Genomic DNA, 22453 nt, shown 5'->3' on the forward strand with positions numbered 1-22453 from the left:
CCAGTGCCGTCGAGGAGCGGTGCTCGCAGGGTCGACCCGCCGCCGCGGAAGCCGGTCTCGAGGGGTTCGAGGACCGGGAGCGGCGCTGGGTGCTCGTGCCGGCCGGGCGCAAGGTCGCCCGTCCCCGGCCCGGCCTGGTCGTGCACGACTCCACGATGCTCGGCCCCGACGACGTGCAGCCGGGCGCGCCGATCCCCAGGACGCGGACGCCCCGCTCGCTGGTCGACGCGGCGACGTGGACGCGAACGACCGGCACGCCCGGGCGATCCTGCTGGCAGGCGTGCAGCAGCGCCTGGTCCGCGCCTGCGACCTGGCGCTCGTGCTCGGCCGCCGGCACAACACCCGGAGGCGCCCGCTGCTGGCGGAGACCGTGGCGATGGCCGCGGGCGGCACGCACACGGTGACCGAAGGCGACGTGCTGACGCTGTGCCTGCGGGCCGGCCTGCCCGAGCCCGTGCGGCAGGCTCGGCGCAAGGACGCGGCCGGCCGGGTCAGGTGGCTCGACCTCTACTGGCGCGAGTGGCGGCTGGTGCTCGAGATCGACGGCCGCGGGCACCTCGGGCTGCTGTCCTGGTGGGACGACATGGCCCGCGACAACGCGCTGGTGGTGCAGGGCGAGCGGGTGCTGCGCTTCCCGGCCTTCGTGGTGCGCGAGCAGCCCGAGGTCGTGGCGGCCGCGATCCGGGGCGCGCTGATCGCGGCGGGTTGGCGCCCAGCCGGTGATCGTGTGGCGCCGCTGGCTGTCAGGACAGCCGGCTGGGCCAAACGATCATGCACCCCCCCTACCAGCGCACCGCCCCCGCCAGCCACGGCCGCAGGACGGCCGCGGCCAGCCGACCGTCGTGCAGCGCCCGGACGAACTCCGGCCCCTCACCGGCCAGCGCCCGCGCCGGCGCCCTGTCGGCCACGGCCGACCGCAGGACCGCCTCCAGCGTCGGGGGCGTGGCCTCCAGGACCGGCACCGGCAGCGGCACCCGGCGGCGTACGCGCTCGTGGACGTGGCCGACGACGACGCGGCCGGCGGCGAGCGCCTGGCAGGCGAGGACGCCGTAGTTGCCGACGACCACGTGGTCGACCACGACGTCGGCGTCGCGGATCAGCGCGGGCAGCTCGGCGGGGTCGACGCCGTCGAGCCGGCGGTAGTCCACCAGCCCCTGCTGGACCAGGCCCTGCAGCACCTCCTCGATGACCGCGGTGCCCTTCCACCGCGGCGACGACGGGGCGTGCAGCACGACGGGCACGTCGCGCTCGAGCACGGGAGGCCCGGGCGCGAAGTCGCTCTGCGCGACCGTCACCGGCAGCCAGACGGCATGCGGGAGCGAGTCGAGCAGGTCCGGGGTGGACACGAAGACCGGCCCGGAGAACCCCGCCAGGATGCGCGCGTTGCGGTCGGCGACCTCCTGCAGCCGCGGCACGTCGTCGTACTCCGGACCGAACGGCGAGTGCTCGTAGAGCCGGCCGTGCAGGCGCGGGTCACGGATCTCGCTGCCGTGGCAGACGACCCCGACGGAGACGCCGGCCCGCCGCAGCGCCGGCAGGTCGCCCGTGACGACCGAGCCGTTGAGCAGGCCGAGGAGCGGGCGCGCCGACTCCGACAGCGCGTGGGTCCAGGCCAGCGCCCGTGGCAGGTGGCCGAGCTGCCAGTCCAGCGACCCCCACTCCTGCGCGGTGGGGCGCAGGTCGGCGGGGAAGTTGAGCACCTCCTGCTCGACGGTCACGACCTCGGCCTGCACCGCGAGCGACGCCCGGGCCGCCTGCGCCCAGGCCCACGCCTGCCCGGCGAAGCCGGCCGGCCCGACGCCGAGGCGTACGCCCGCGAGCCCGTCGGCGTCCGGAGCCTGGACCGGCGCGAGCGACAGCGGCGCCCCCTCGACCCCCGCGGCCTGCAGCGCCGCCCCCCACACCGCGGCCGGAGAGCCGGGGTCGACCGAGGCGAGCGCCCGGGCGACCAGCGGCTCGACCCTCTCGCGGACCGCCAGCTGGGCGCCCGGGACAGTGCGCGGGCTGTAGACCACCGCCGACACCCGGGCCCGCACGCACGCCAGGAGCGCCACCGGCCCACAGGCGACCACCAGCGCGGGCGCCAGCCGGCGCAGCTCCGGCACGAGCTCGGCCGCGCTCGTCTCGAGCCGGTCGACGGCGGACACGAGGTCGCCGCCAGGGGCGCCGTACTCCTCGAGCTTCTCCCGGGCCTTCTGCAGCCCGCGGGACTCGGCGACGATGCGCAGCCGGTGCGGGTCGGCCCTGCGGGCTCCTCCGGCCTCGAGGTCGCGCAGCTGCGCCCGCAGGACCAGCAGCCGGTCGTCGACCGCCTTGAGCTGGATCGACAGCGGCTCGGGCGGGTCGGCAGGGGCGGGGACCCGGACGAAGCGCGTGCCGGAGGCGTCGACGCCCTGGGCACGCCGGCCGAACCCGGTGATCAGCACCGACGCGACGTCCCACCCGGCGTTGCGGGCCAGCGAGCGGGCGAGCGCGGCGTCGTCGTCGTAGCCGTCCCGGGAGTCCCAGACGGTCACCAGCAGGCTCATCGGCGGGCCAGCCCGGCGACGGTGGCGGCCAGCCGGTCGTACGCCGAGGCGCCGGACAGCTCGGTGCCGGCCCAGGCGAGGGCGGCGCCACGCAGCCCGTCCACGGTGGACGGGTCGGCGGCCCAGGCCTCGAGCACCTTGCCGGCGGCCTCGCCGGTGGGCACCACGACCCCGGCCCCGGCCGACTCGACCAGCTCGGCCGTACGCGGCAGCGGGGTGGCGACGACGGCGAGCCCGGCGCCGAAGTACTCGTACACCTTGGTCGGCACCGCCTCGCGGAACGCCGGCGTGTCGTCGAGCAGCGCGAGCCCGGCCCAGGCCCCCTCGGCCAGGGCCCACGCCTCGCGGGGTGGAAGCCTGCCGTGCAGCCGCAGCCGCGCCGCGGCCGGGGAGGACGCCTGCCAGGCCTCGAGCGCGGGCAGGTCGGCCACCGCCACCGGCCCCACCAGGTCCAGCGTCCAGGACGGCGCGTGCTCGAGCGCCTCGAGCATCGCGAAGAGCCCGCGGGAGCGGCGCAGGTCCCCCACGTGCAGGGCCCGTGGGGACGCCGAGCGCGCGGACGGGGAGGGCAGGTAGCCGCCGTCGGGCAGGTTGCGCACCACCTGCCGGTCGCGCGCGGTGAGCGGCGGGACGTGCGCGTCGGCGACGGCGGTCGCGTCGGCCCGACGGGCCAGCGCGGTCGAGACGCCGACGAGCGCGCGGGCCGCCCGCCCGGCCGGGCCCGACGCCCAGGCGCGGTCGCGCAGCAGCGCGGCGTAGTCCTCGTGCACGTCGACGACGAGCCGCCGGCCGGCGGCCCGACGGAGGAAGGCGGCGGGCACGGTGTCCGGGTCGACGGTCACCACCACCCGGCCCGCGGCCCGCCACGGCTCCAGGACCGCGGCGAGCGCCCGGCCGGCCAGCCCGGGGCGGGGGCGTACCGACAGCGCTGCGAGGCCGGGAGGGGCGTCGGACGCCGAGCCGAGGCCGATCAGCTCGACCGACAGCCCCGCCCGCACGAACGCCCCGACGAGCCGGTGCAGGCGCGCGTCGGCCACGTCGTGCCCGGAGGACACCAGGCTCACGTCGACCGCGGGCGCCATCGGTGGCTCAGACGTCCTCGAGCGCGGTGGCCTCGGACTCCAGGACCTTCATGAACCGCATGTACGCGGTCACGACGTGCCCGGGCTGCCCGTGCTTCATCAGCCGGCCCTCGTGGAGCCAGATCGCCTCGTTGCACATCTTCTGGATGGTCGCCAGGCCGTGGGTCACGAGCAGCACCGTGCGCGAGGTGTCCTCGACGACGAGCTCGCGCATCTTGGTCTCGGCGCGCTTCTTGAACTTCGCGTCGCCGGCCGAGAGCGCCTCGTCGACGATGAGCACGTCGGGGTCCATGTGCACCGCGACGGAGAAGGCGACGCGGGAGTACTGGCCGGAGGAGTACGTCCGCATCGGCCGCTCGAGGATGTCGATCGGCAGGTCGGTGAAGTCGGCGACCTCCTCGAACTTGCGCTCGATCTGCTTGCGGGACAAGCCGGAGGCGAGCCCGCCGAGCGTGATGTTCTCCCGGCCGGAGAGCGCGCCGTTGAAGCCGACGCCCAGCGCCAGCAGCGTCGACACACGCCCGCGGACGGTGATGCGCCCCTTCGTGGGCGGCAGGATCCCGGCCACGGCTCGCATCAACGTCGACTTGCCGGCGCCGTTGGCCCCGATGACGCCCATGACCGACCCGGGCATGACGTCGAAGCTGACGTCCTTGACCGCGTTGACCTCCTGGACCAGCCGCTGCCGGCGGCCGAGACGCTTCAGCGAGCTGCCGAGCGTCTGCTTCTTGTCGATCGAGACGCGGTACGTGATGTCCAGGCCCTCGACGTTGATCGCCGGCAGGTGCGTCGCCCGCCGGCCCTGGATCTCAGAGACGGACAGCAAACTCGCGCTCCCGGGAGACGAGGAAGAGGGCGCCTGCGACGAACAGGCCGATGGACCAGGCGGTCGCGCCCAGGAAGAGGTCGGGGCGGACGTCGCCCTCGACCAGCAGCTCGGTCCAGCCGCCGAGCAGGAAGTAGAGCGGGTTGACCGCGGAGATCGCGCCCAGCCGGTCCCACATCTCGTGCGGGAAGTAGAGGACGGGCGACAGGTAGAGCCAGAGCCGGATGAAGTACGGCAGGAACGAGGCGATGTCGCGGAAGTAGACGTGCAGCGTGGCGACCAGGAACGCGGCGCCCGACGCGAAGAGCGCGATGAGCCCGATGTACGGGACCGCCAGGAGCAGGTGCGGGCCGAGCGGGACCCCCGAGATGACGGCGACGACCAGCCAGATCACCAGCGTCGGCAGGAAGCGCACGAACGCGGTGAGCGTGGACGACAGCGGCAGGATGATCCGCGGGAACGCCGAGTTGAGGATCAGCCGGCCGCCGCTGGTCACCGAGCGCGCGCCCGCGCTCATCGCCCCGCTGATGAAGTAGTAGGCGAAGAGCCCGGCCAGCAGGTGCGGGAAGAAGTCTCCGCCCGCGTGGCTGCCGCGCACGACGTAGACCAGCAGGTAGTAGACCGCGCCGAGCAGCAGCGGGTTGAGGACCAGCCAGACCTGGCCGAGCAGCGTGTTCTGGTTCGCCGCGCGCAGGCTGGTGCGGCTCAGCTCCCAGAGGAAGCTGCGGCGGCTCTTCAGCTGGCGGAGGTACGGCCCGAGCTTCGGCATCCCGGCACGGTGCGGCTCGTAGACGTGGATCTCGCCCGTGAACTCCGCGGGGGGCGCGCTCAGGGACATCGGGTGGTGGCGCTCCTCGGTCAGTGGCACCCCGGGCTCGCTGCCGGGGCCTCAACCGCCGAAGGATACCGGGCCGGGAGCCGGCGCCCTACCGTTCGAGCGCGGCGTAGACAGCGAGCAGCGCGGCCGCGTCGACGTCCCAGGAGAGCGCGGGCTGCGCGGCCCGGACGGCGTCGACGAGCTCGGGCCACCGCTCGACCGCCTCGCGCAGCGCGCGGGCGAGCCCGGCGGCGTCGCCCGGCGCGTAGAGCGTCCCCAGGCCGTGCTCGCGGACCACCCCGGCCAGCTCGTCGACGTCGGTGGCGACGACCGGGACGCCGACGCGGACGGCCAGGAAGAGCTTGTTGGGCAGCGCGACCCGGTGGTTCACCCAGCGGGCCGAGTGCGTGACCAGCGCGATCCCGCGCTCGGCGAGGAGCCGCTCGGCCTCGGGCAGCGGCGCGGCCGGGCGTACCTCGCACGGGCCGGGCTCGAACGTCGTGAGCCACGTGGGGTCGGCCGGGCCCATCAGGGTGAGCTTCAGCCCGTCGAGGCTGCGCGCCGCCTCGGCCACCGTCTCGAGCTCGCGGTACGGCGCCATCCGCCCGGCGTAGACCGCGCCGGTCGGGGCCTCCGGCAGCTCGTACGGCGTGTCGGGCAGCGGGAAGGAGTTGCGCACGACCCGCACGTGGTCCCAGCCGAACTCGTTGCGCAGCAGCCGGGCGACGCCGGGCCCCACCGTGATGACCGCGTCGGCCCGCGCCCCCAGCGCACGCTCGGCGGCGAGGTCGCGGCGGGCGGCGTACGGGGTGGGGCGGCCGACGCGCGGGCGGCCGGACCAGAACTCGTGGGTGTCGTAGACCAGCCGGGCGCCCTTGGCCTCGGCCAGGCGGGCGGCGAGCGCGAGCGTGTTGAAGTCGTGCGCGTGCACGACGTCGGCGTCGCGGCCCGCGGCGTCGGCCGCCGCTCCGGCGGTGAAGCGGGCCAGCACCGTGGCGTTGTGCCGCGGGAGCAGTGCCCAGCGGGCCGCGCGCAGGTGCGGTGGGAGCGCACGCCGGACCGGCGCCCCCGGGGGGATCGCCCGCGGCGGGTCGCCCGGCTCCGGGGAGGGCTCGGAGGAGCCTCGGTCCCGGCGCAGCCCGGTCCCGGCGTCGATCGAGGACACGGTCACCCCGGCCGGCGGCGTCCAGGACGAGGGCACCCCGCGGCCGATGACGTGCACGGCGTGCCCGGCCTCGGCCAGCGTCGTGGCCTCGCGCACCACCCGGGAGTCGCCCGCGACGTCGGAGGTCACGAGCATGAGGACGCGCACTAGGCCTCCCGGGCCACGGGCGGGTGCGGCGGGACCGTGCCCACGCGGGCCAGCGCCGGCACCAGCCGGCGCGGGCTGGTGAGGAAGCCCGCCCCCCATGACATGTGCATGGTCGCGTAGACGACGGGAAGCGCCGCCAGCGCGCGCGGCGGGAGCCCGCGCCCGGTCAGCACCGACCCGGCGCCGATGGCGAGGGCGTAGCCCGCGGGCAGCGCGAGCGCCGCGCGGTGGACGGCCAGCCCGAGAACCGTGCCCCCGGCGACGCCCACCAGCGCGGCCGGGGCCGCGAGGTAGCGCGGGGTGACCGTGCCCGCGTGGCGCCGCATGACGACCCGGCGCCAGCGCCCGTAGTGGAAGTACTGGCGGGCCAGCGCCTCGGGGTTCGGCCGCGGCCGGTACGACACGCGCAGGTCCGGCGAGAACCACACCAGCCCGCCGGCCTCGCGGATCCGGTGGTTGAGCTCCCAGTCCTGGGCGCGCTGGAAGGACTCGTCGTAGCCGCCGAGCCGCTCGAGGGTGGAGCGGCGGAAGACCCCGAGGTAGACGGTGTCGGCCGGCCCGGGCTCTCCGCCGGTGTGGAAGCGGGCGCCGCCCACCCCGAGCCAGGTGGTCATGGCGCGGGCGACCGCCTGCTCGAACGGGGTCTCGCCCTCGGCCGCCATCACCCCGCCGACGTTGTCCGCGCCGGTCTCGTCGAGCAGCTCGACCGCGCGCTGCACGTATCCCGGGCCGAGCATCCCGTGCCCGTCGACGCGCACCACGACGTCGTGGGCCGCCGCGGCGATCGCGGCGTTCAGCCCGGCCGGCGTCCGCCCCGTGGGGTTGCGGACGGTGCGCACGCGGGGGTCGGCCGCCGCGAGCTGGGCGGCGATCGCGTCGGTCCGGTCACGGGACGGCCCGAGCGCGAGCACCAGCTCGAGCTCGCCGGGATAGCCCTGCTCCAGCACGTGGCGCACCGCCGTGCGCAGGTGCCGCTCCTCGTTGAGCACCGGCATGACCACCGAGACCGGTGGCCAGGCCCGCGGGCCCGGGCCCGGCGTCTCGGCGGCTGCGGGGGACGCGTCAGCGGGCGGAGTAGGCATGGCCCGTCAACGCTACTGGCAGCGCCCCCGGCTGCTGCCGGGCGCCACTCCCGGGGCGTGGCTGCCCGGGGCGTGGCTGCCCGGCGTGGCTGCCCGGCGTGGCTGCCCGGCCCTCCTAGGCTGGCCGAGGCCGCGCCCGAGCACCTGCCGGGCGCGCGACATCGGCCGGACGGAACGCGGCACCCCTGTCGCGCGTCTTCCTGCGGGCGTGCCCTGACCGGCCGCTCGGACCCGAGCGCGCGCACGGATGCGGAAGGAACCTGCATGACCTCGACCCCCGGCCCCGGCGGCTCTCGGCAGCCGGAGGGCCCGACGGTCATCGGTCCGGCCGAGCCGCCGCGCCCGGGTTCCGCCCGGCACGCCCAGGGGCCGGCACCGGCCGGGCGGGGGGCGCGGGCACTGCGCTGGACCGCGGCGGCCGTCGCCGCCGCCGTGGTCGGGGTGAGCGTCGTGGGCTGGGCCGCGGACAGCCGCATCGACCGCATCTCCGTCTTCGGGGACCTGGCCAGCGGCGGGCAGCCGGCGCGGACGACCGACCGGGCGCAGAACATCCTGCTCGTCGGCTCGGACAGCCGCGAGGACATGAGCCGCAAGGACCGGGCCCGGCTGCACGTCGGGTCGACCAACAGCGCTGCCGGCCGCCGCGCCGACACGATGATGCTGCTGCACGTCTCCGAGGACCAGGAGAAGGCGACGCTGGTCAGCTTCCCGCGCGACTCCTACGTCACCATCCCCGCGCACACGTACGAGGGCAAGCAGGTCCCGGCCCAGAAGAACAAGATCAACGTCGCGTACGCCGCCGGCGGCCCCGCGCTGACCATCGCGACCATCGCCCAGGCGACCGGCATCCACATCGACCACTACGTCGAGATCGACTTCCTCGGCTTCGAGAAGATGGTCAACGCCGTGGGCGGGGTCGAGATCTGCACGCCCCGGGCCCTCAAGGACGACAAGAGCGGCCTGGACATCCCGGCGGGCACCTCCGAGCTCGACGGGGAGATGGGGCTCAAGTACGTCCGGGCGCGCTACATCGACAGCGACTTCGGCCGCATCGACCGCCAGCAGAAGTTCCTCGGCGCCATCGTGCGCAAGGCCACCAGTGCCGGCACGCTCACCAACCCGGTCAAGGTCACCAAGCTGGTCAACGCCCTGCTGAGCTCGGTCACCGTCGACGAGGGGCTCAGCCGCGGCGACATGCTCGACCTGGCCCGCGAGCTCGGGGGCCTGTCCCCGTCCGCCCTCACGTTCGCGACCATCCCGATCGCCGACGACGACTTCAACCCGCCGGGCCCGCTCGCCGCGGCGGTCGTGTGGGACGAGGCCAAGGCCGACGACCTGTTCGGCAAGATCCGCGACGACCTCCCCCTGACGTCCCCGACCCCCGAGGCCACCGCTTCGACGCCGGCCAAGGCCCGGGTCGAGGTACCGCCGTCCCAGGTCCGGGTCGAGGTGCTCAACGGCGCGGGCGTGACCGGGCTCGCCGGGCGGGCCGCCGCCGACCTCAAGGCCGTCGGGTTCGCGGTCACCGGCACCGGCAACGCCGACTCGAGCGGGGCGACCGAGACCGTGGTCCGCTACGACAGCCGCTACACCGAGTCGATCAAGACCGTGCAGGCCGCGCTCCCGGCGGCGCGGGCCGAGGCCGTGGAGGGGCTGGGGGCGACGCTGCAGGTCGTCGTCGGGTCGGGCTACACCAAGGCTCAGGACGTCACCGTGGCGAAGGCCGACCCCGAGCCGTCGGCGTCGCCGTCCGAGGCGGTGCCGGGCAAGACCTCGACCGCTGCGGACGCCTCGTGCACGTGACGGCCACCTGCGGAGCACGCGCGTGACCCGCTGGCCGGAGGGCTGGGACCGGCCCGCGGGCGAGCCCGACGACCGGCCGGCGCAGGGCGGGCAGCCACGGCAGGGCGGGCAGCAGCAGGGCGGGGCCGCCGGTCGCCGGGGCCTGCCGCCCGAGCTCGACCCGCGGCGCCGCGACCTGCCACCCGAGCTCGACCCGCGGGGCGGGCGGCCGCGCCGCGCAGCGGCGGACGAGGCCGCGGGGGCGTACGCCGCGGGGACCGGCTCGCGCCCGCCGTCGGCGTACGCCTCGGCCTCCGGCGCCTCCAGGCCCGCCGGCCCCGGCGGTCCCGTCACTCGTGTCGCGCCGCGTGAGGAGTGGGGCGGGGAGCCGCCGCAGCGTGGCTCGAGCACGCTGCCGCGGCCGTCCCGGCCCCGCTTCCGCCCGCTCCGGCTGCTGCTCCTGCCCTTCCGCACGTTCCGCCGGGCCCGCCGGCTGGCGCTGCTGCTGGTCGTGCTGCTCCTGGCGCACGTCGTGGGGCTGGCCGTGTTCACCGTGAGCCGGCTGCAGGGCACCGACGCGCTCGCGGACTACCCCGGCCGCCCGGCCGACAGCGCGGGGACCACGTGGCTGCTCGTGGGCTCGGACACCCGCAGCGGGCTGACCCGCGCCGAGCGTGCCGAGCTGCACACCGGGTCCGCGGAGGGCCAGCGCACCGACACGATCATCCTGCTGCACGCCCCGCGCAGCGGGCCGCCCACGCTCGTGAGCCTGCCCCGGGACTCCTACGTCGAGATCCCGGGCGGTGGCCGGAACAAGCTCAACAGCGCGTACGCGACGGGTGGGGCGCAGCGCCTGGTCCGCACCGTCGAGCAGGCGACGGGGCTGCGGGTCGACTCCTACGTGGAGATCGGGTTCGGCGGGGTCGTCGACATCACGGACGCGGTCGGCGGGGTGGACGTCTGCGTGCAGCGGGCGATGAAGGACGAGAAGGCCGGGCTCGACGTGCAGGCGGGCTGCCAGGAGCTCGACGGGGCGACCGCGCTGGCGTACGTGCGGGCCCGCTACAGCGACCCCAAGGGCGACCTCGGGCGCATCGAGCGCCAGCAGCAGTACCTCGCGGCGCTGATGTCCCGGCTCACCTCCAAGGGCGTCCTGCTCAACCCGGTCCGCCAGTGGCGGCTCTCGGCCGCGGGCACCGGCGCGCTCGCGACCGACGGGGCGGGGCCGCTCACGCTGGCCGGCCTGGCCCGCGCGATGCGGTCGGTGAGCGGCGGGGACGGCCTGGTCACGACCGTGCCGGTGGCGGACACCGACTACCGCACGGCCGCCGGCTCGACGGTGCGGTGGGACGAGCGCGCCGCGGCCGCCTTCTTCGACGACCTGCGGGCCGGACGGCGTCCGAGTGCGGGCTGAGCTCTGGTTGACGCAGGGTGACGATCCCGTCACATGCCCTGCTCCGCCCGGCTGACCGAGCGCGCCGTGCCCCTCGGATCGGCCACACCCCTCTGCCCCGTGCTTTAGCCTCCTATGCCATGAGCGCACCCCGCATCACGGTGCTCGGCACCGGCTACCTCGGAGCGACCCACGCCGTCTGCATGGCGGCCCTCGGGTTCGAGGTCCTCGGCATGGACGTCGACAAGGACAAGGTCGAGGCCCTCGCCGCAGGGACGGTGCCGTTCTACGAGCCGGGGCTCGACGCGATCCTCCAGGAGCAGATCGCGGCCGGCCGGCTGCGGTTCACGACGTCGTACGCCGAGGTCGCCCAGTTCGGCGACGTGCACTTCGTCGCCGTCGGCACCCCGCAGAAGCCCGGCGAGTACGCCGCGGACATGCGCTACATCGACGCGGTGATCGACGGCCTGGCGCCGTACCTCACCCGACCCTGCCTGGTCGTCGGCAAGTCGACCGTCCCGGTCGGCACCGCCGAGCGGCTCGCCGAGCGCGTCACCGAGCTCGCTCCGGCAGGGGCCGCCGCGGAGCTGTGCTGGAACCCGGAGTTCCTGCGCGAGGGCTTCGCCGTGGAGGACACGCTGCACCCGGACCGGCTCGTGTTCGGCGTGCGCAGCGAGCGCGCCGAGCAGGTCCTGCGCGAGGTCTACGCGACGCCGATCGCCGAGGGCACGCCCGTCGTGGTCACCGACTTCGCGACAGCGCAGCTGGTCAAGGTCGCCGCCAACTCCTTCCTCGCGACCAAGATCTCCTTCATCAACGCGATGGCCGAGATCTGCGAGGCCGCCGGCGGTGACGTCACGACGCTCGCCGACGCGATCGGCTACGACGCCCGCATCGGGCGCCGCTTCCTCAACGCCGGCCTCGGCTTCGGCGGCGGCTGCCTGCCCAAGGACATCCGCGCGTTCATGGCCCGCGCGGGCGAGCTGGGCGCGGGCGAGACGCTGACCTTCCTCAAGGAGGTCGACGCGATCAACATGCGCCGCCGCCAGCGCACCGTCGACCTCGCTCGCGAGCTCGTGGGCGGCTCGTTCCTCGGCGCCTGCGTCGCGGTCCTCGGCGCGGCCTTCAAGCCCGACAGCGACGACGTCCGTGACTCCCCCGCGCTCAACGTCGCGGCGTCCCTGCAGCTGCAGGGCGCGCAGGTCGCGGTCTACGACCCCAAGGCCAACGCCAACGCGCGGCGCACCTTCCCGACGCTGCGCTACGTCGACTCGGTCACCGAGGCGGCCCGCGGCGCGGACGTCGTCCTCCACCTGACCGAGTGGCGGGAGTTCCGTGAGCTCGACCCGGCCGAGCTCGGCAAGATCGTGGAGCAGCGCAACATCGTCGACGGCCGCAACGCCCTCGACGTGACGGCCTGGCGCGCCGCCGGCTGGCACTACCGCGCCCTCGGCCGTCCCTGACCGGCCCTCGCGCGGCGCACGCCGCGTGCGCCCCGGGAGCCGGTCGGCTCCCGGGCTTCGGCTCAGGTTGCCCCGGCCCCTCCCGATGAGAAGAACGTGGACAGCGCACTCGTCTTCAGCGGGATGGCTCTCGCGCTCGTCGGCGCCGTGCTGTCCTCCCGCCCCAAGCGCACCCTGCGCCGGTGGGGCGCGCTCTCGCTGTGCGCGTCGACGGCTCTGATCGCGTCCTCGGTCGTGGTACTCGCGAACGGCTGACCGGGCGGGCCTAGCCTGGGGCCATGCCCTACGGCGACGACGAGACCGTCCAGCGGATCCTTTCCGACACCACCACCTGGGCGGTGGTCGGGCTCTCGACCGACCAGAGCCGCGCGGCGTACGGCGTGGCCCGCTTCCTCCAGCAGCACGGCAAGCGCATCGTCCCCGTGCACCCGCGGGCGGAGACCGTCCACGGGGAGCAGGGGTACAGGGCCCTTGCCGACATCCCGTTCCCCGTCGACGTCGTCGACGTCTTCGTCCGCAGCGACAAGGCGGGCGAGGTCGCCGACGACGCCGTGCGCATCGGCGCCAAGGCGGTCTGGATGCAGCTCGGGGTCGTGGACGAGGCGGCGTACGACCGGACCCGCGCCGTGGGAGTGGCCATGGTCATGGACCGCTGCCCGGTCATCGAGTGGCCGCTGCTCGGGCCGGCCCGCGCCTGACCGCCGCTCTCCCCCTACCCCACGCCCGTCGGACGTCCTACCTGTTCCGACAGGTAGGACGCGCTACCGGGCGGTCGGAGGTGACCGCGCCGACCGCGTCCCTCCGCTCGGCCGCAGGCCCTAGCCGGCGGGCTGCGCGCCCCCGACGGGCTCCAGCTCGCCGCGGACGAACGTCTGCCCGGACCGCCCCTCGAGCCGGGCGCGGACCGTGTCGGCGAGCTGGCCGAGGGTCTGCGGGGACCAGGCCAGCCGGGAGCGCACGGGTGCCTCGCCGTCCTCGGCGATCTCGACGTACGCGAGCAGGCGCTCGTGCCGGACGATCCCCAGCCACCGGCCGGCGTTCCCCGGCAGCCCCGGCACCCAGACGAAGGCCGCGTCCTCGACGAGGTAGCGGACCCTGCCCGCGTCCGTGGCCGCGGCCTCGACCTGCAGGCCGTAGCGGGCTCTCTCGAAGGCCGCCTCCGCGGTGCCGTCGGCGTAGAGGACGACCGCCTGCGTCACGGCCCAGCCGCGGGCGACCGATCGGGCCCCGCCGACGACGCTGCCGGCCCAGGCCTCGAGCTGGTCGTCCGGGCGGGTCAACAGGTTGCCGAACTCCACCGGGGCAGGGACGGGCGAGATCGGCCGGTCACCCCACACCCCGACCCCGAAGTCGGCCGCCCTCAGCAGCGGCCCGTCGGACGAGCCGGCGCTCGGCGAGCACCAGCCCGGTGCCGGGTCGAGGCTGCAGAACGCCTGCGGTGCCTGGCCGGGCCCCGGCGCCCCTGCGGTCGGGGGGATCGGGCCCGCGGCCTGGTAGGAGGAGCCCCCGCCCCCGCCCTGGACGGCGGGGAGCACCGCCACCGCCGCGCCGCTCGCCGTGGCCACGACGGCCAGCGCGGCGTACTGGCGGCGGCGGCGGGCCCGCGCCCGCACGCGGGGGCCGGAGGCGAGGTTGTCCTGCAGCTCGCCGGCCAGGTCGCGGACCCCGCGGGCCAGCCAGTCCTCGTCGTTGCGGAAGTCGAGTCCGGACGTCATTGCGATCCTCCGAGCGCGGTCGGGCGGACGGGGTCGGGCAGGGGGTGGTCGGCGAGGACCGTGCGCAGCCGGGCGGCCCCCTTGCTGGCGTAGCTGCGGACGGCGGACACGCTGCAGCCGAGCACGTCGGCGATCGCCTCGTCGTCGTAGCCCTCGAGGTGGCGCAGCACGAGCACCGCCCGCTGCCGGGGCGGCAGCCCGGCGAGCCCGCGGCGCAACGAGTCGCGCTCCGCCACCCGGTCGGCCGGGTCGTCCAGCGGGCCGTCGGTGGGGCGGTCCGGCAGCTCGGCCACCGAGTGCTCGCGGTGCCACAGCCGCCGCGCCCACGAGGTGTGCGTGGTCACGAGAATCCGCCGGACGTAGGCGTCCGGATGGTCGGCCCGCGAGACCTTGTCCCAGTGGCGGTAGGTCTTGAGCAGGGCGGCCTGCAGCAGGTCCTCGGCCTTGTGCGGGTCGCCGGCCAGCACGTACGCGAACCGCGACAGCGCCAACCCGCGCGCCGCCACGTACTCGTCGAAGCTCACGCGCACCCCGGTCGTCCCCTCACGCTTGTCCTAGAGCGGTCGGGCCCCCTGGCGATTTCCCCGCCCCCGGCAGTGCACCCGGACGATTCTCGATCCGGCCGCGCTCCCGCGTAACCCTGCCCTTCCTCCCGCAACCGGGACTTAACGCCGCCCGAACCCCCGCGAGACACCCCTGCATTGAAGTCGGACCGGCACCCGGGGGCGAGGGCCGCCGCGCGGCGCCGTCGACGGGTGACTCCTCCGCTCCCCCCGGGAAGGGACCGCATGAGACCCACCGTCCGTCGTCGTACGACCCTGCTGGCGGCCGCCGCGCTGCTCGCCGTCGCGGTGCCCGCGTCCGCCGCACCGGCCGAGGACCCCGACGTCTTCGTCCTCGAGGAGGCGACGATCGCGCAGATCAGCGCCGCCTTCGCCAGCGGCTCGCTCAGCTGCGTGGACCTCGCCGAGCTCTACCTCGCCCGCATCGCCGCCTTCGACGACGGCGGGCCGCGGATCAACTCCGTCGCCACGGTCAACCCCGACGTCCTCGAGACGGCCGCCGCGCTCGACGAGGAGATGGATCGCTTCGGCCCGCGCAGCCGGCTGCACTGCATCCCCGTCCTGCTCAAGGACAACGTCGACACCTACGACATGCCGACCACCAACGGCTCGGTGATCCTCAAGGACGCGGTGCCGCCGGACGACGCGTACATCACCGCCAAGCTGCGCGCCCAGGGGGCGCTGATCCTGGGCAAGGCCGAGATGGGCGAGTTCGCCGGCGGCAGCTACAACACGATCGACGGCCAGGTCGTGAACCCGTACAACCTCAAGCGGCAGACCGGCGGGTCGAGCGCAGGGTCGGGCGCGGCGATCGCCGCCAACCTGGCCGTCCTCGCGGTCGGGACCGACACCAGCACCTCGGTACGCGGCCCGGCGGCGTACAACGGCATCGTCGGCCTGCGCCCGACGACCGGCCTCATCAGCCGTGACGGCATCGCGCCGAAGAACCTCACCTTCGACAGTGCGGGGCCGATGGCACGCACCGTCACCGACACCGCGCTGATGATGGGCGCCCTGACCGGCAGGGACGCGGCGGACCCGCTGAGCGTCGAGGTCTACGACAACTACCCGGGTGCGGGGTCGTACGACCTGGGCATCGACTACACCGGCTTCCTGCGCGACAACGCGCTGCAGGGCAAGCGGCTCGGCGTCGTGCGCGACTTCTTCGGCGGCGACCCCACGATCGACGCGCTCGCCGAGAAGGCGCTCGACACGATGCAGGAGCAGGGCGCGACCCTCGTCGACATCACCCTGGACGCCGCGTTCCTCGACTTCTACGTCACCCGCGGCGGCTCGACGATCCGCACGATCGCGGACTACCGGTTCAAGGAGGAGTTCGAGGCCTACCTCGCGACCTTCGGGCCAGAGGTCCCGAAGACGGTCGAGGAGTTCATCAAGATCTACGAGACCGAGGTCGCCAGGTCCCCGCTGCCGGTCGAGGCGAGCGTGCTCAACCTGCTCAAGCGCTCGCTGACGACCACCAAGGACGACCCGGCCTTCAAGGACCTCGTCGACCGGGTGCTGCCGGCCGCCACGGACTACAAGCTCTCGCTCTTCGAGGACAACGACCTCGACGCCCTGGTCTTCCCGTACCAGACGAGCTATGCAGCCCCGATCAGCAATCCGGCCTTCTCCATCCCGGACCCGACCCACGTGCCGTCGAGCCGGCCGCAGCCCTCGATCTTCGCGGCCTACAGCTCGGTCGGCTTCCCCGGCATCGTCGTCCCGATGGGCTTCGGGCCGCAGGGCCTGCCCATGGACATCTCCCTCATGGGCAAGCCCTACGCAGAGGGCGAGATCCTCGGCATGGCGTACGACTACGAGCAGGCCTCGAAGCTGCGGGCGCCCTCGCCGCTCGTCCCCGGGCTGCCCGGCGAGGTCATCGGGGCGGCCGCCCCGACCGCGACGCTCGACCGCGACAGGATCGACCTGCGCTTCGGCAAGGAGTTCGGCGGCCTCACCGCCACCGTCGCGGTGGCCACCACCGCGGGCTGGACGACCGTGGGCTCCGACCGCATCACCAACGGCGGCAAGGCATCGGCCCGCGTCCCACGGGCGTACCTGGCTTCCCTGGAGCCCGGCACGCTCATCAGGGTCTCGGCCGGCAGCACGGCGCTGGAGGTCGCGCTGCGCTGACCCGGCGTGAGGGCGGGCCGGGCGGGCCGTGGCCCCGGCCCGCCCGGGCGTCGTTCCCGAGCCCCGGCCCCTCGGCCGACCGGGTGGCTCGGCGCCCGGCAACCCACCGTCACAGGCGGGAGCGGGACAATCGGGGGTGCACACGAGCGACGACGGCGACGGGACGACGACCGGGACCGGAGCCCACGGCACCGGCAGCGACGGGGCCGTCGGCTCGCCGGCCGCGGCCTGGCGAGCCGGGCAGCAGGGCGCGCCCGACCGTCGGCCCGCGCTCGACGCCGCGGTCAGCCGCCTCCCGCGCAGCTGGCCGTCGTCGCCCGCGGTCATCGCGCCGGTGGCGGGCCTCGTCGCGACGTCGCAGGCGATGTCCCTGCTCCCGCTGCCGGCGCCGGCGCTGCTGGCCCTCTCGCTCCTCGTGCTCTGCGGCGGAACGGCACTCGTCGTCCGCGCGGCCGCGCGCCGCGCCGGCGGGACGGCTTCGGCGATCGGGCTGGACCGCCCGCGGTGGCGGGACCTGCCGCGGGCCGTCGGCTGGCTGGCGGCCGCCTACGCCGTCTCCGTCGTGCTCGTCCTCACGGTCTACGCCCTGGGCGGGGCGCCCGGGCGCAACGTGGGGGACCTGGCGGACAGCCCCGCCTGGGCGCTCGTCGCCTTCGTGGTGCTCAGCGTCGTCGTCGCGCCGCTCGTGGAGGAGACGCTCTTCCGCGGCCTGCTGCTCCGCGGGCTGATGACCCGGCTGGGGTTCTGGCCCGCCGCCCTGGCCACCAGCGGCCTGTTCGGGGTGATGCACGCCCCCACCGCGCTGGGCGGCGCGCCGGCGGTCGTCCTGCAGACCGCAGGGCTCGGGCTCGTCCTCTGCCTGGCCACCCGCCACGCCGGGCGGCTCTGGCCCGCCGTCCTGACCCACGCCCTGTTCAACGGGGTCGCCGTCACCGGCACCCTGCTGCTCGCGGGCTGACCGGGCAGCCTCACTCCCCGCGCGCTGCCCACGTCTCGCGCAGCGCCTGCCCCTTGACCCGCGCGACGGCCTCCAGCGACGCCTGGAACTCCTCCATCCGGTCGCGCAGCACCGGGTCCCCGGCCGCCAGGACCCGGACGGCGAGCAGCCCGGCGTTGCGCGCGCCGCCGATGGAGACCGTGGCGACCGGGACGCCCGCGGGCATCTGCACGATCGAGAGCAGCGAGTCCATCCCGTCCAGGGTCGCCAGCGGCACCGGCACGCCGATGACCGGCAGCGGCGTCACCGCGGCGACCATGCCGGGCAGGTGCGCGGCTCCCCCGGCCCCGGCGATGATCACCTTCAGCCCGCGGCCGGCGGCGGCCGCCGCGTACTCGACCATCGCCCGCGGCATCCGGTGGGCGGACACGACGTCGACCTCGTGCGCCACGCCGAACTCGTCCAGCGCCTCGGACGCGGCCGACATCACCCGCCAGTCCGAGTCCGAGCCCATGATGACCCCGACCAGGGGCGTGCTCATTCGGTCACCTCCCCGATGAGGTACGCGGCGGCGTGCCGCGCGCGCTCGGTCAGCTCGTCGAGCGGCCCGTCGCCGACGACGGTCACGTGCCCGACCTTGCGGCCGGGGCGTACCTCCTTGCCGTACATGTGGACCTTGACGCCGGGGTCGCGGGCCAGGATGTGCCGGTACGCGGGGTACATGTCCGGGTAGTCGCCGCCGAGCACGTTGGCCATGACGGCGTGCGGCCCCAGGGCGGCGGGCGAGCCGAGCGGGAGGTCGAGGACGGCGCGCAGGTGCTGTTCGAACTGCGAGGTGACCGCCCCCTCGATGGTCCAGTGGCCGGAGTTGTGCGGCCGCATCGCCAGCTCGTTGACGAGCACCCGGCCGTCGGCCGTCTCGAAGAGCTCGACGGCCATGATCCCGACCATGTCGAGCAGGCCGGCGATGCGCAGCGCGACCTCCTGGGCGGCGACGGCGGCGTCGGTCGGCAGGCCGGGGGCGGGCGCGAAGACCTCGCGGCAGATGCCCTGCCGCTGGACGGTCTCGACGACCGGGTACGCCACCGCCTGCCCGTGCGGGCTGCGCGCCACCTGCGCGGACAGCTCGCGGACGAAGCCGACCTTCTCCTCGGCGAGCACCCGCACCCCGCGCGCGGCTGCCGCCTCGAGCACCTCGGCCGCCTCCACGGCGGACCCGACGACCCACACGCCGCGGCCGTCGTAGCCCCCGCGCGCGGTCTTCAGCACGACCGGCCAGCCGGCCTCGGCGGCGAAGCCGGCGACCTCGTCCACCGACGCGACCACCTGCCAGCGGGGGCACGGGACGCCCGCGGCCGTGAGCCGTTCGCGCATCACGGCCTTGTCCTGGGCGTGCACGAGGGCCGCGGGGCCGGGCCGGACCGGGACGCCGTCGGCGATGAGCGCCTCGAGGTGGGCCGGCGGCACGTGCTCGTGCTCGAACGTGACGACGTCGCAGCCGTCCGCGAGCCGGCGGAGCGCGTCGAGGTCGTCCGGCGAGCCCAGCACGACATCCGGCACGACCTGGGCGGCGCTCTCGTCCGGCGAGCCCGCGAGGACCCGCAGACGGACGCCGAGGGCGGCGGCGGCGGGGGCGGTCATGCGGGCGAGCTGCCCGGCTCCGACGATGCCGACAGTGGGGAAGGGCACGGGGCGGAGCGTATCGGCGCCAGTACCCTCGACCCGTGACCCAGGTCGACTCCCGCCGCTCCGGGGCCGTGCTCCGGCTGTACTACGGGCTCGGCCACCTCGTCCACGAGCTGCTGAAGTTCGGCGTGGTCGGCGGGCTCGCCTTCATCGTCGACATCGCCGTGTTCAACCTGCTGCGCATCGGATTCGAGATGGGCCCGCTCACGTCCAAGACCATCGCGGTGGTCGTGGCCGGCACGGTCGCCTACATCGGCAACCGGCAGTGGACGTTCCGCCACCGCGCCCGCTCCCAGTCCCAGATGCACCGCGAGTACGTCCTCTTCCTGACGCTGAACGGCGTCGGCCTGGCGATCTCGCTGGCCTTCCTCGTGGTGTCGCACTACGTCCTCGGCTTCACGAGCCCGCTGGCGGACAACATCTCAGCCAACGGGCTCGGCCTGGTGTGCGCGACGACGTTCCGGTTCTGGTCCTACCGCAAGTTCGTCTTCCCCGCGATGGTGGACGAGGCGGTCGAGCTGGCCGAGGAGGAGGCGGAGGCCGTCGAGGGCGCCCCCGACGACCGCCGCCCCACCCGCTAGCCGAACGTCGCCAGCGCCCGCGCAGCCGTCCGAAGCTGCGTCACCCGGCGCTCGTACGACGCGCCGACCACCAGCAGCGCCACCCCGAGCAGCCCCAGCACCGCCCAGCGCGGCACAGCGGGGGCGTACGGCGCCAGCTGCGCGACCGCGTCGACCGCCAGCACGCCGGCCCCCACCAGCAGCGGCGCCTGCAGCCGCCGGTGCAGCCCGACCAGCACCGCGGCGAAGGCGGCGAGCGCCAGCAGCACCGGGCGGGCCACCCCCGGCCCGCCGATCAGCGCCAGGCTCGGCACGAGCCCCAGCAGGAGCCCGGGGCCGTACGCCGTCCACGAGCCGGGGGCGTCGTCACCGCGGGCGCGGTGCCGGGCCAGCGCCCCCGCGCCCAGCAGCGCGACGGCCGCGGGAAGGCTGTACATCTCGACCGCCTCGACCCCGACGTACGCGAGCCGGCTCTCGACCGCGAGCAGCAGCACCCCGAGCGCAGGCCAGCCGAGGGACCGCCGGTCCGGGCGCGCCGCCACGGCGGCCAGCCCGGCGCCGGCGAGGGCGAGCGCGGGCGAGAGGTACGCGGGCTCGCGCCCGGCGACGGCGAGGCCGACCAGCGCAGCGGCCACGGCGACCGCCTCGACGACGGCCCGCTCGCGCGCGGGGGCGTGCACCCCGGCGAGGACCGCGCAGACGCCGGCTGCGAGCAGGCCGCACAGCCCGCCCACCGGCCACCCGGCCCCGAGCGCGGGCGGCACGACGAGCGCGAGCCCCAGGGCGGCGGCTGCGGCGACACCGACCGCCTGGGGGCGCAGCCGCTCGTCCGCACCCCGCGCGACGGCGCCGGCCGCGGCCAGGACGACGGCGAGGCCGGCGACGGTGGTCACGGGGGCCAGCAGCGAGCCGGTGAGGGTCGCGAGGAGCACGGCGCCGGCGGCCGACGCCGCAGCAGGCGACGGGCGCCCCGTGAGGGCGACGGCGAGCACGGCGGCCGCCACGGCCCCGACGGCCGGCAGCCCGCCGACCGGCACCGGCCAGGCGACGAGGCCGAGGACCGCGGCGAGCGCGGCACCGGCGGCGAGCGGCCATGCGGCGTGGCGCGGCCGGGCGTAGCGCGCCGCCAGCGCGAGCACGACGCCGGCGAGCAGCGCCTCGAGCGGGCGGGACCAGGGCAGGGCGGCGTCGATGCGCGCGCCGACGACGTCGCCGTAGCGCTCCCCCGGCGCCATGGACCACTCGGCGGCGCCCAGTGGCGCGAGGAGGACGGAGAGCGCCCCCACGACCGACGGCAGCGCGGCCAGGCCCGCCGTCGAGCCCCCGACGGCGAGCAGCGCGCGGCGGGCCGCCTCCGGGAGGAAGCCGGCCAGCACGACCGGCAGCGCGGAGGCGGCGAGCACGACCGGCAGGAGCAGGTCGAGCCCGCCCTGCGCGTCCGCCGCGACGGCGACGGCGAGCAGTCCCGCGCCGGACGCGGCACCGGCGGCGAGCGCACCCGGGACGGAGGAGGCGCGGGCCGCGACCGTCACGCCGGCAGCGGCGACGGCCGCGGCGAGCAGGGCGCCGGCCTGGCCCGGGGTGCCGTCCAGGAAGCCAGCGCCGGCGGCGAGGAGCACGCCCCATGCCCAGGCGAGCACGCCCGCACCGCCGGTGCAGGCCCGGGCGACGGCCGAGCGCAGCAGCACCGGCCGGGCCGCGGCCGCGACGAGGGCCGCGCCGCCCAGGGCCAGGACCAGCGCGCTGCCCGCGACGCCGCCCCCGGCGTACGTGTCGACGGAGGCGCATGCGACCGCGGCGGCGCTCAGCAGGCCGGCGGCCGCCTCGGGGACGGCCCCGCTCCGGAGCCGGGCCCAGCCGCCGCACAGCAGTGCGAGCAGCAGGCAGGCGACCGCGCCGTACCGCGCGCCGGGCACGGCGTCGACACCGAGCAGGCCGACCCGGTACGCCGCCCATGCGTCGAGCACGGCCATGACCACGGCGACCGCGCCGAGCGCCTCGGCGGTGGCGGGCAGGCGCCGCGCGCGGGCCAGCTCCGCGACCGCGACCGCCGCGGCGGTCGTGCCGGCCAGGATCAGCCCGCGCCCGCCGACCCCGACGAGGTCCCAGGAGACGACCGCGAAGATCACCGCGGCCACGGCCAGCAGCAGCGCGCCGAGCCCGACGAGCAGCTGCTGCACGCCGCGGCCGGACGGCTCGCGCACCGGGCGCGGCGGCGCCCCGGGTGGCGAGCCGAGCCCGGGGCCGGCCCACTCGGCGACGGGCGCGGGCACGTGGGCGGGCGTGGCGGGAGCGGGCGGGCTGGTGACGGGCGTGCTGGTGGCGGGCGCCGGCAGCCCGACGTGGCGCAGCTCCGCGATCGCGTCGCGACGGGCCGTCAGCACGGCGGCCGCGCGCAGCGACAGCTCCCAGACGCGGACGGCGGCGTCGCCGGCGAGCGGCAGCCCGCAGCGGGGGCACCGGGAGAGCCCGGCGGGAAGGCCGGCCGCGCACTCCGGGCAGCGGCCGCGGTCGGTCAGGGCCTCGAGGAGGGTCGCATCGATCATGTCCAGCAGCGTGCGCCCGACAGGT

At 76.0% G+C, this 22453-nt stretch carries 19 protein-coding genes and 1 pseudogene; 9 read left to right on the top strand and 11 right to left on the bottom strand.

Features of this window, described 5'->3' with window-relative positions:
• Positions 1–376: 376 nt before the first annotated feature.
• Positions 377–676 (top strand): annotated as a pseudogene (locus G9H72_RS23300) (DUF559 domain-containing protein); the annotation flags it as partial.
• 106 nt (positions 677–782) lie between these two features.
• Here the strand turns inward: G9H72_RS23300 and G9H72_RS22155 are convergent.
• From G9H72_RS22155 to G9H72_RS01075, 6 genes are read right to left on the bottom strand one after another with little or no spacing between them, the layout of a single operon-like run.
• A complete protein-coding gene (locus G9H72_RS22155) occupies positions 783–2528 on the bottom strand; it encodes a hypothetical protein (protein ID WP_166166288.1) in 1746 nt (581 codons plus the stop codon).
• The gene (locus G9H72_RS01055; protein ID WP_166166290.1) at positions 2525–3610 is read right to left on the bottom strand and encodes a glycosyltransferase; all 1086 of its coding nucleotides are present in this window, start codon (positions 3608–3610) and stop codon (positions 2525–2527) included. Before G9H72_RS01055 ends, G9H72_RS22155 begins: the two co-directional genes overlap by 4 nt.
• A 7-nt stretch (positions 3611–3617) precedes the next feature.
• On the bottom strand, positions 3618–4436 hold the full coding sequence (locus G9H72_RS01060; RefSeq protein WP_231126164.1) for an ABC transporter ATP-binding protein: 819 nt from the start codon (positions 4434–4436) through the stop codon (positions 3618–3620).
• Entirely contained in the window at positions 4420–5304 is an 885-nt protein-coding gene (locus tag G9H72_RS01065; protein WP_331271866.1) for an ABC transporter permease, read from the bottom strand. The genes G9H72_RS01060 and G9H72_RS01065 overlap by 17 nt, the downstream gene beginning before the upstream one ends.
• A gap of 58 nt (positions 5305–5362) precedes the next feature.
• On the bottom strand, positions 5363–6565 hold the full coding sequence (locus G9H72_RS01070; protein ID WP_166166292.1) for a glycosyltransferase family 4 protein: 1203 nt from the start codon (positions 6563–6565) through the stop codon (positions 5363–5365).
• Positions 6565–7647 (bottom strand): glycosyltransferase family 2 protein, encoded by a 1083-nt coding sequence (locus G9H72_RS01075; RefSeq protein WP_166166294.1) that lies wholly within the window; start codon positions 7645–7647, stop codon positions 6565–6567. Before G9H72_RS01075 ends, G9H72_RS01070 begins: the two co-directional genes overlap by 1 nt.
• A gap of 264 nt (positions 7648–7911) precedes the next feature.
• Here G9H72_RS01075 and G9H72_RS01080 point away from each other — a divergent pair, with 264 nt between their 5' ends.
• From G9H72_RS01080 to G9H72_RS01100, 5 genes are all read left to right on the top strand, one after another.
• Positions 7912–9450 (top strand): LCP family protein, encoded by a 1539-nt coding sequence (locus G9H72_RS01080; protein WP_166166296.1) that lies wholly within the window; start codon positions 7912–7914, stop codon positions 9448–9450.
• Between the two features lie 22 nt (positions 9451–9472).
• On the top strand, positions 9473–10843 hold the full coding sequence (locus G9H72_RS22725) for an LCP family protein (RefSeq protein WP_331271867.1): 1371 nt from the start codon (positions 9473–9475) through the stop codon (positions 10841–10843).
• 119 nt (positions 10844–10962) lie between these two features.
• A complete protein-coding gene (locus G9H72_RS01090; RefSeq protein WP_166166298.1) occupies positions 10963–12285 on the top strand; it encodes a UDP-glucose dehydrogenase family protein in 1323 nt (440 codons plus the stop codon).
• A gap of 96 nt (positions 12286–12381) precedes the next feature.
• Complete coding sequence (locus G9H72_RS01095; protein WP_166166300.1) at positions 12382–12540, top strand: hypothetical protein; 159 nt, start codon at positions 12382–12384, stop codon at positions 12538–12540.
• Positions 12541–12563: 23 nt separating this feature from the next.
• Positions 12564–12983, top strand: a complete 420-nt coding sequence (locus G9H72_RS01100) for a CoA-binding protein (RefSeq protein WP_166166302.1) — start codon at positions 12564–12566, stop codon at positions 12981–12983.
• Positions 12984–13103: 120 nt separating this feature from the next.
• On the opposite strand, the gene G9H72_RS01105 is transcribed toward G9H72_RS01100, so the two are convergent.
• Together G9H72_RS01105 and G9H72_RS01110 are read right to left on the bottom strand one after the other, a co-directional pair.
• Complete coding sequence (locus G9H72_RS01105; RefSeq protein ID WP_166166304.1) at positions 13104–14000, bottom strand: hypothetical protein; 897 nt, start codon at positions 13998–14000, stop codon at positions 13104–13106.
• A complete protein-coding gene (locus G9H72_RS01110; RefSeq protein WP_166166306.1) occupies positions 13997–14524 on the bottom strand; it encodes a SigE family RNA polymerase sigma factor in 528 nt (175 codons plus the stop codon). The genes G9H72_RS01105 and G9H72_RS01110 overlap by 4 nt, the downstream gene beginning before the upstream one ends.
• 264 nt (positions 14525–14788) lie before the next feature.
• Here G9H72_RS01110 and G9H72_RS01115 point away from each other — a divergent pair, with 264 nt between their 5' ends.
• A complete protein-coding gene (locus G9H72_RS01115) occupies positions 14789–16699 on the top strand; it encodes an amidase family protein (RefSeq protein ID WP_166166308.1) in 1911 nt (636 codons plus the stop codon).
• Between the two features lie 136 nt (positions 16700–16835).
• Positions 16836–17657, top strand: a complete 822-nt coding sequence (locus tag G9H72_RS01120; RefSeq protein ID WP_166166309.1) for a CPBP family intramembrane glutamic endopeptidase — start codon at positions 16836–16838, stop codon at positions 17655–17657.
• Between the two features lie 10 nt (positions 17658–17667).
• On the opposite strand, the gene purE is transcribed toward G9H72_RS01120, so the two are convergent.
• Both purE and G9H72_RS01130 read right to left on the bottom strand, forming a co-directional pair.
• Entirely contained in the window at positions 17668–18177 is a 510-nt protein-coding gene (gene purE, locus G9H72_RS01125) for a 5-(carboxyamino)imidazole ribonucleotide mutase (protein ID WP_166166311.1), read from the bottom strand.
• Positions 18174–19325 (bottom strand): 5-(carboxyamino)imidazole ribonucleotide synthase, encoded by a 1152-nt coding sequence (locus tag G9H72_RS01130; protein WP_331271868.1) that lies wholly within the window; start codon positions 19323–19325, stop codon positions 18174–18176. Before G9H72_RS01130 ends, purE begins: the two co-directional genes overlap by 4 nt.
• 35 nt (positions 19326–19360) lie before the next feature.
• On the opposite strand from G9H72_RS01130, the gene G9H72_RS01135 reads away from it, so the two are divergent.
• Positions 19361–19903: a GtrA family protein gene (locus G9H72_RS01135; RefSeq protein ID WP_331271869.1), complete on the top strand. Its 543-nt coding sequence runs from the start codon at positions 19361–19363 to the stop codon at positions 19901–19903.
• Here G9H72_RS01135 and G9H72_RS01140 read toward each other — a convergent pair.
• Positions 19900–22428, bottom strand: coding sequence for an SCO7613 C-terminal domain-containing membrane protein (locus G9H72_RS01140; RefSeq protein WP_166166313.1), 2529 nt, complete (start codon positions 22426–22428; stop codon positions 19900–19902). The genes G9H72_RS01135 and G9H72_RS01140 overlap by 4 nt on opposite strands.
• Positions 22429–22453 lie beyond the last annotated feature (25 nt).

The organism is Motilibacter aurantiacus (assembly GCF_011250645.1).
GTDB lineage: Bacteria > Actinomycetota > Actinomycetes > Motilibacterales > Motilibacteraceae > Motilibacter_A > Motilibacter_A aurantiacus.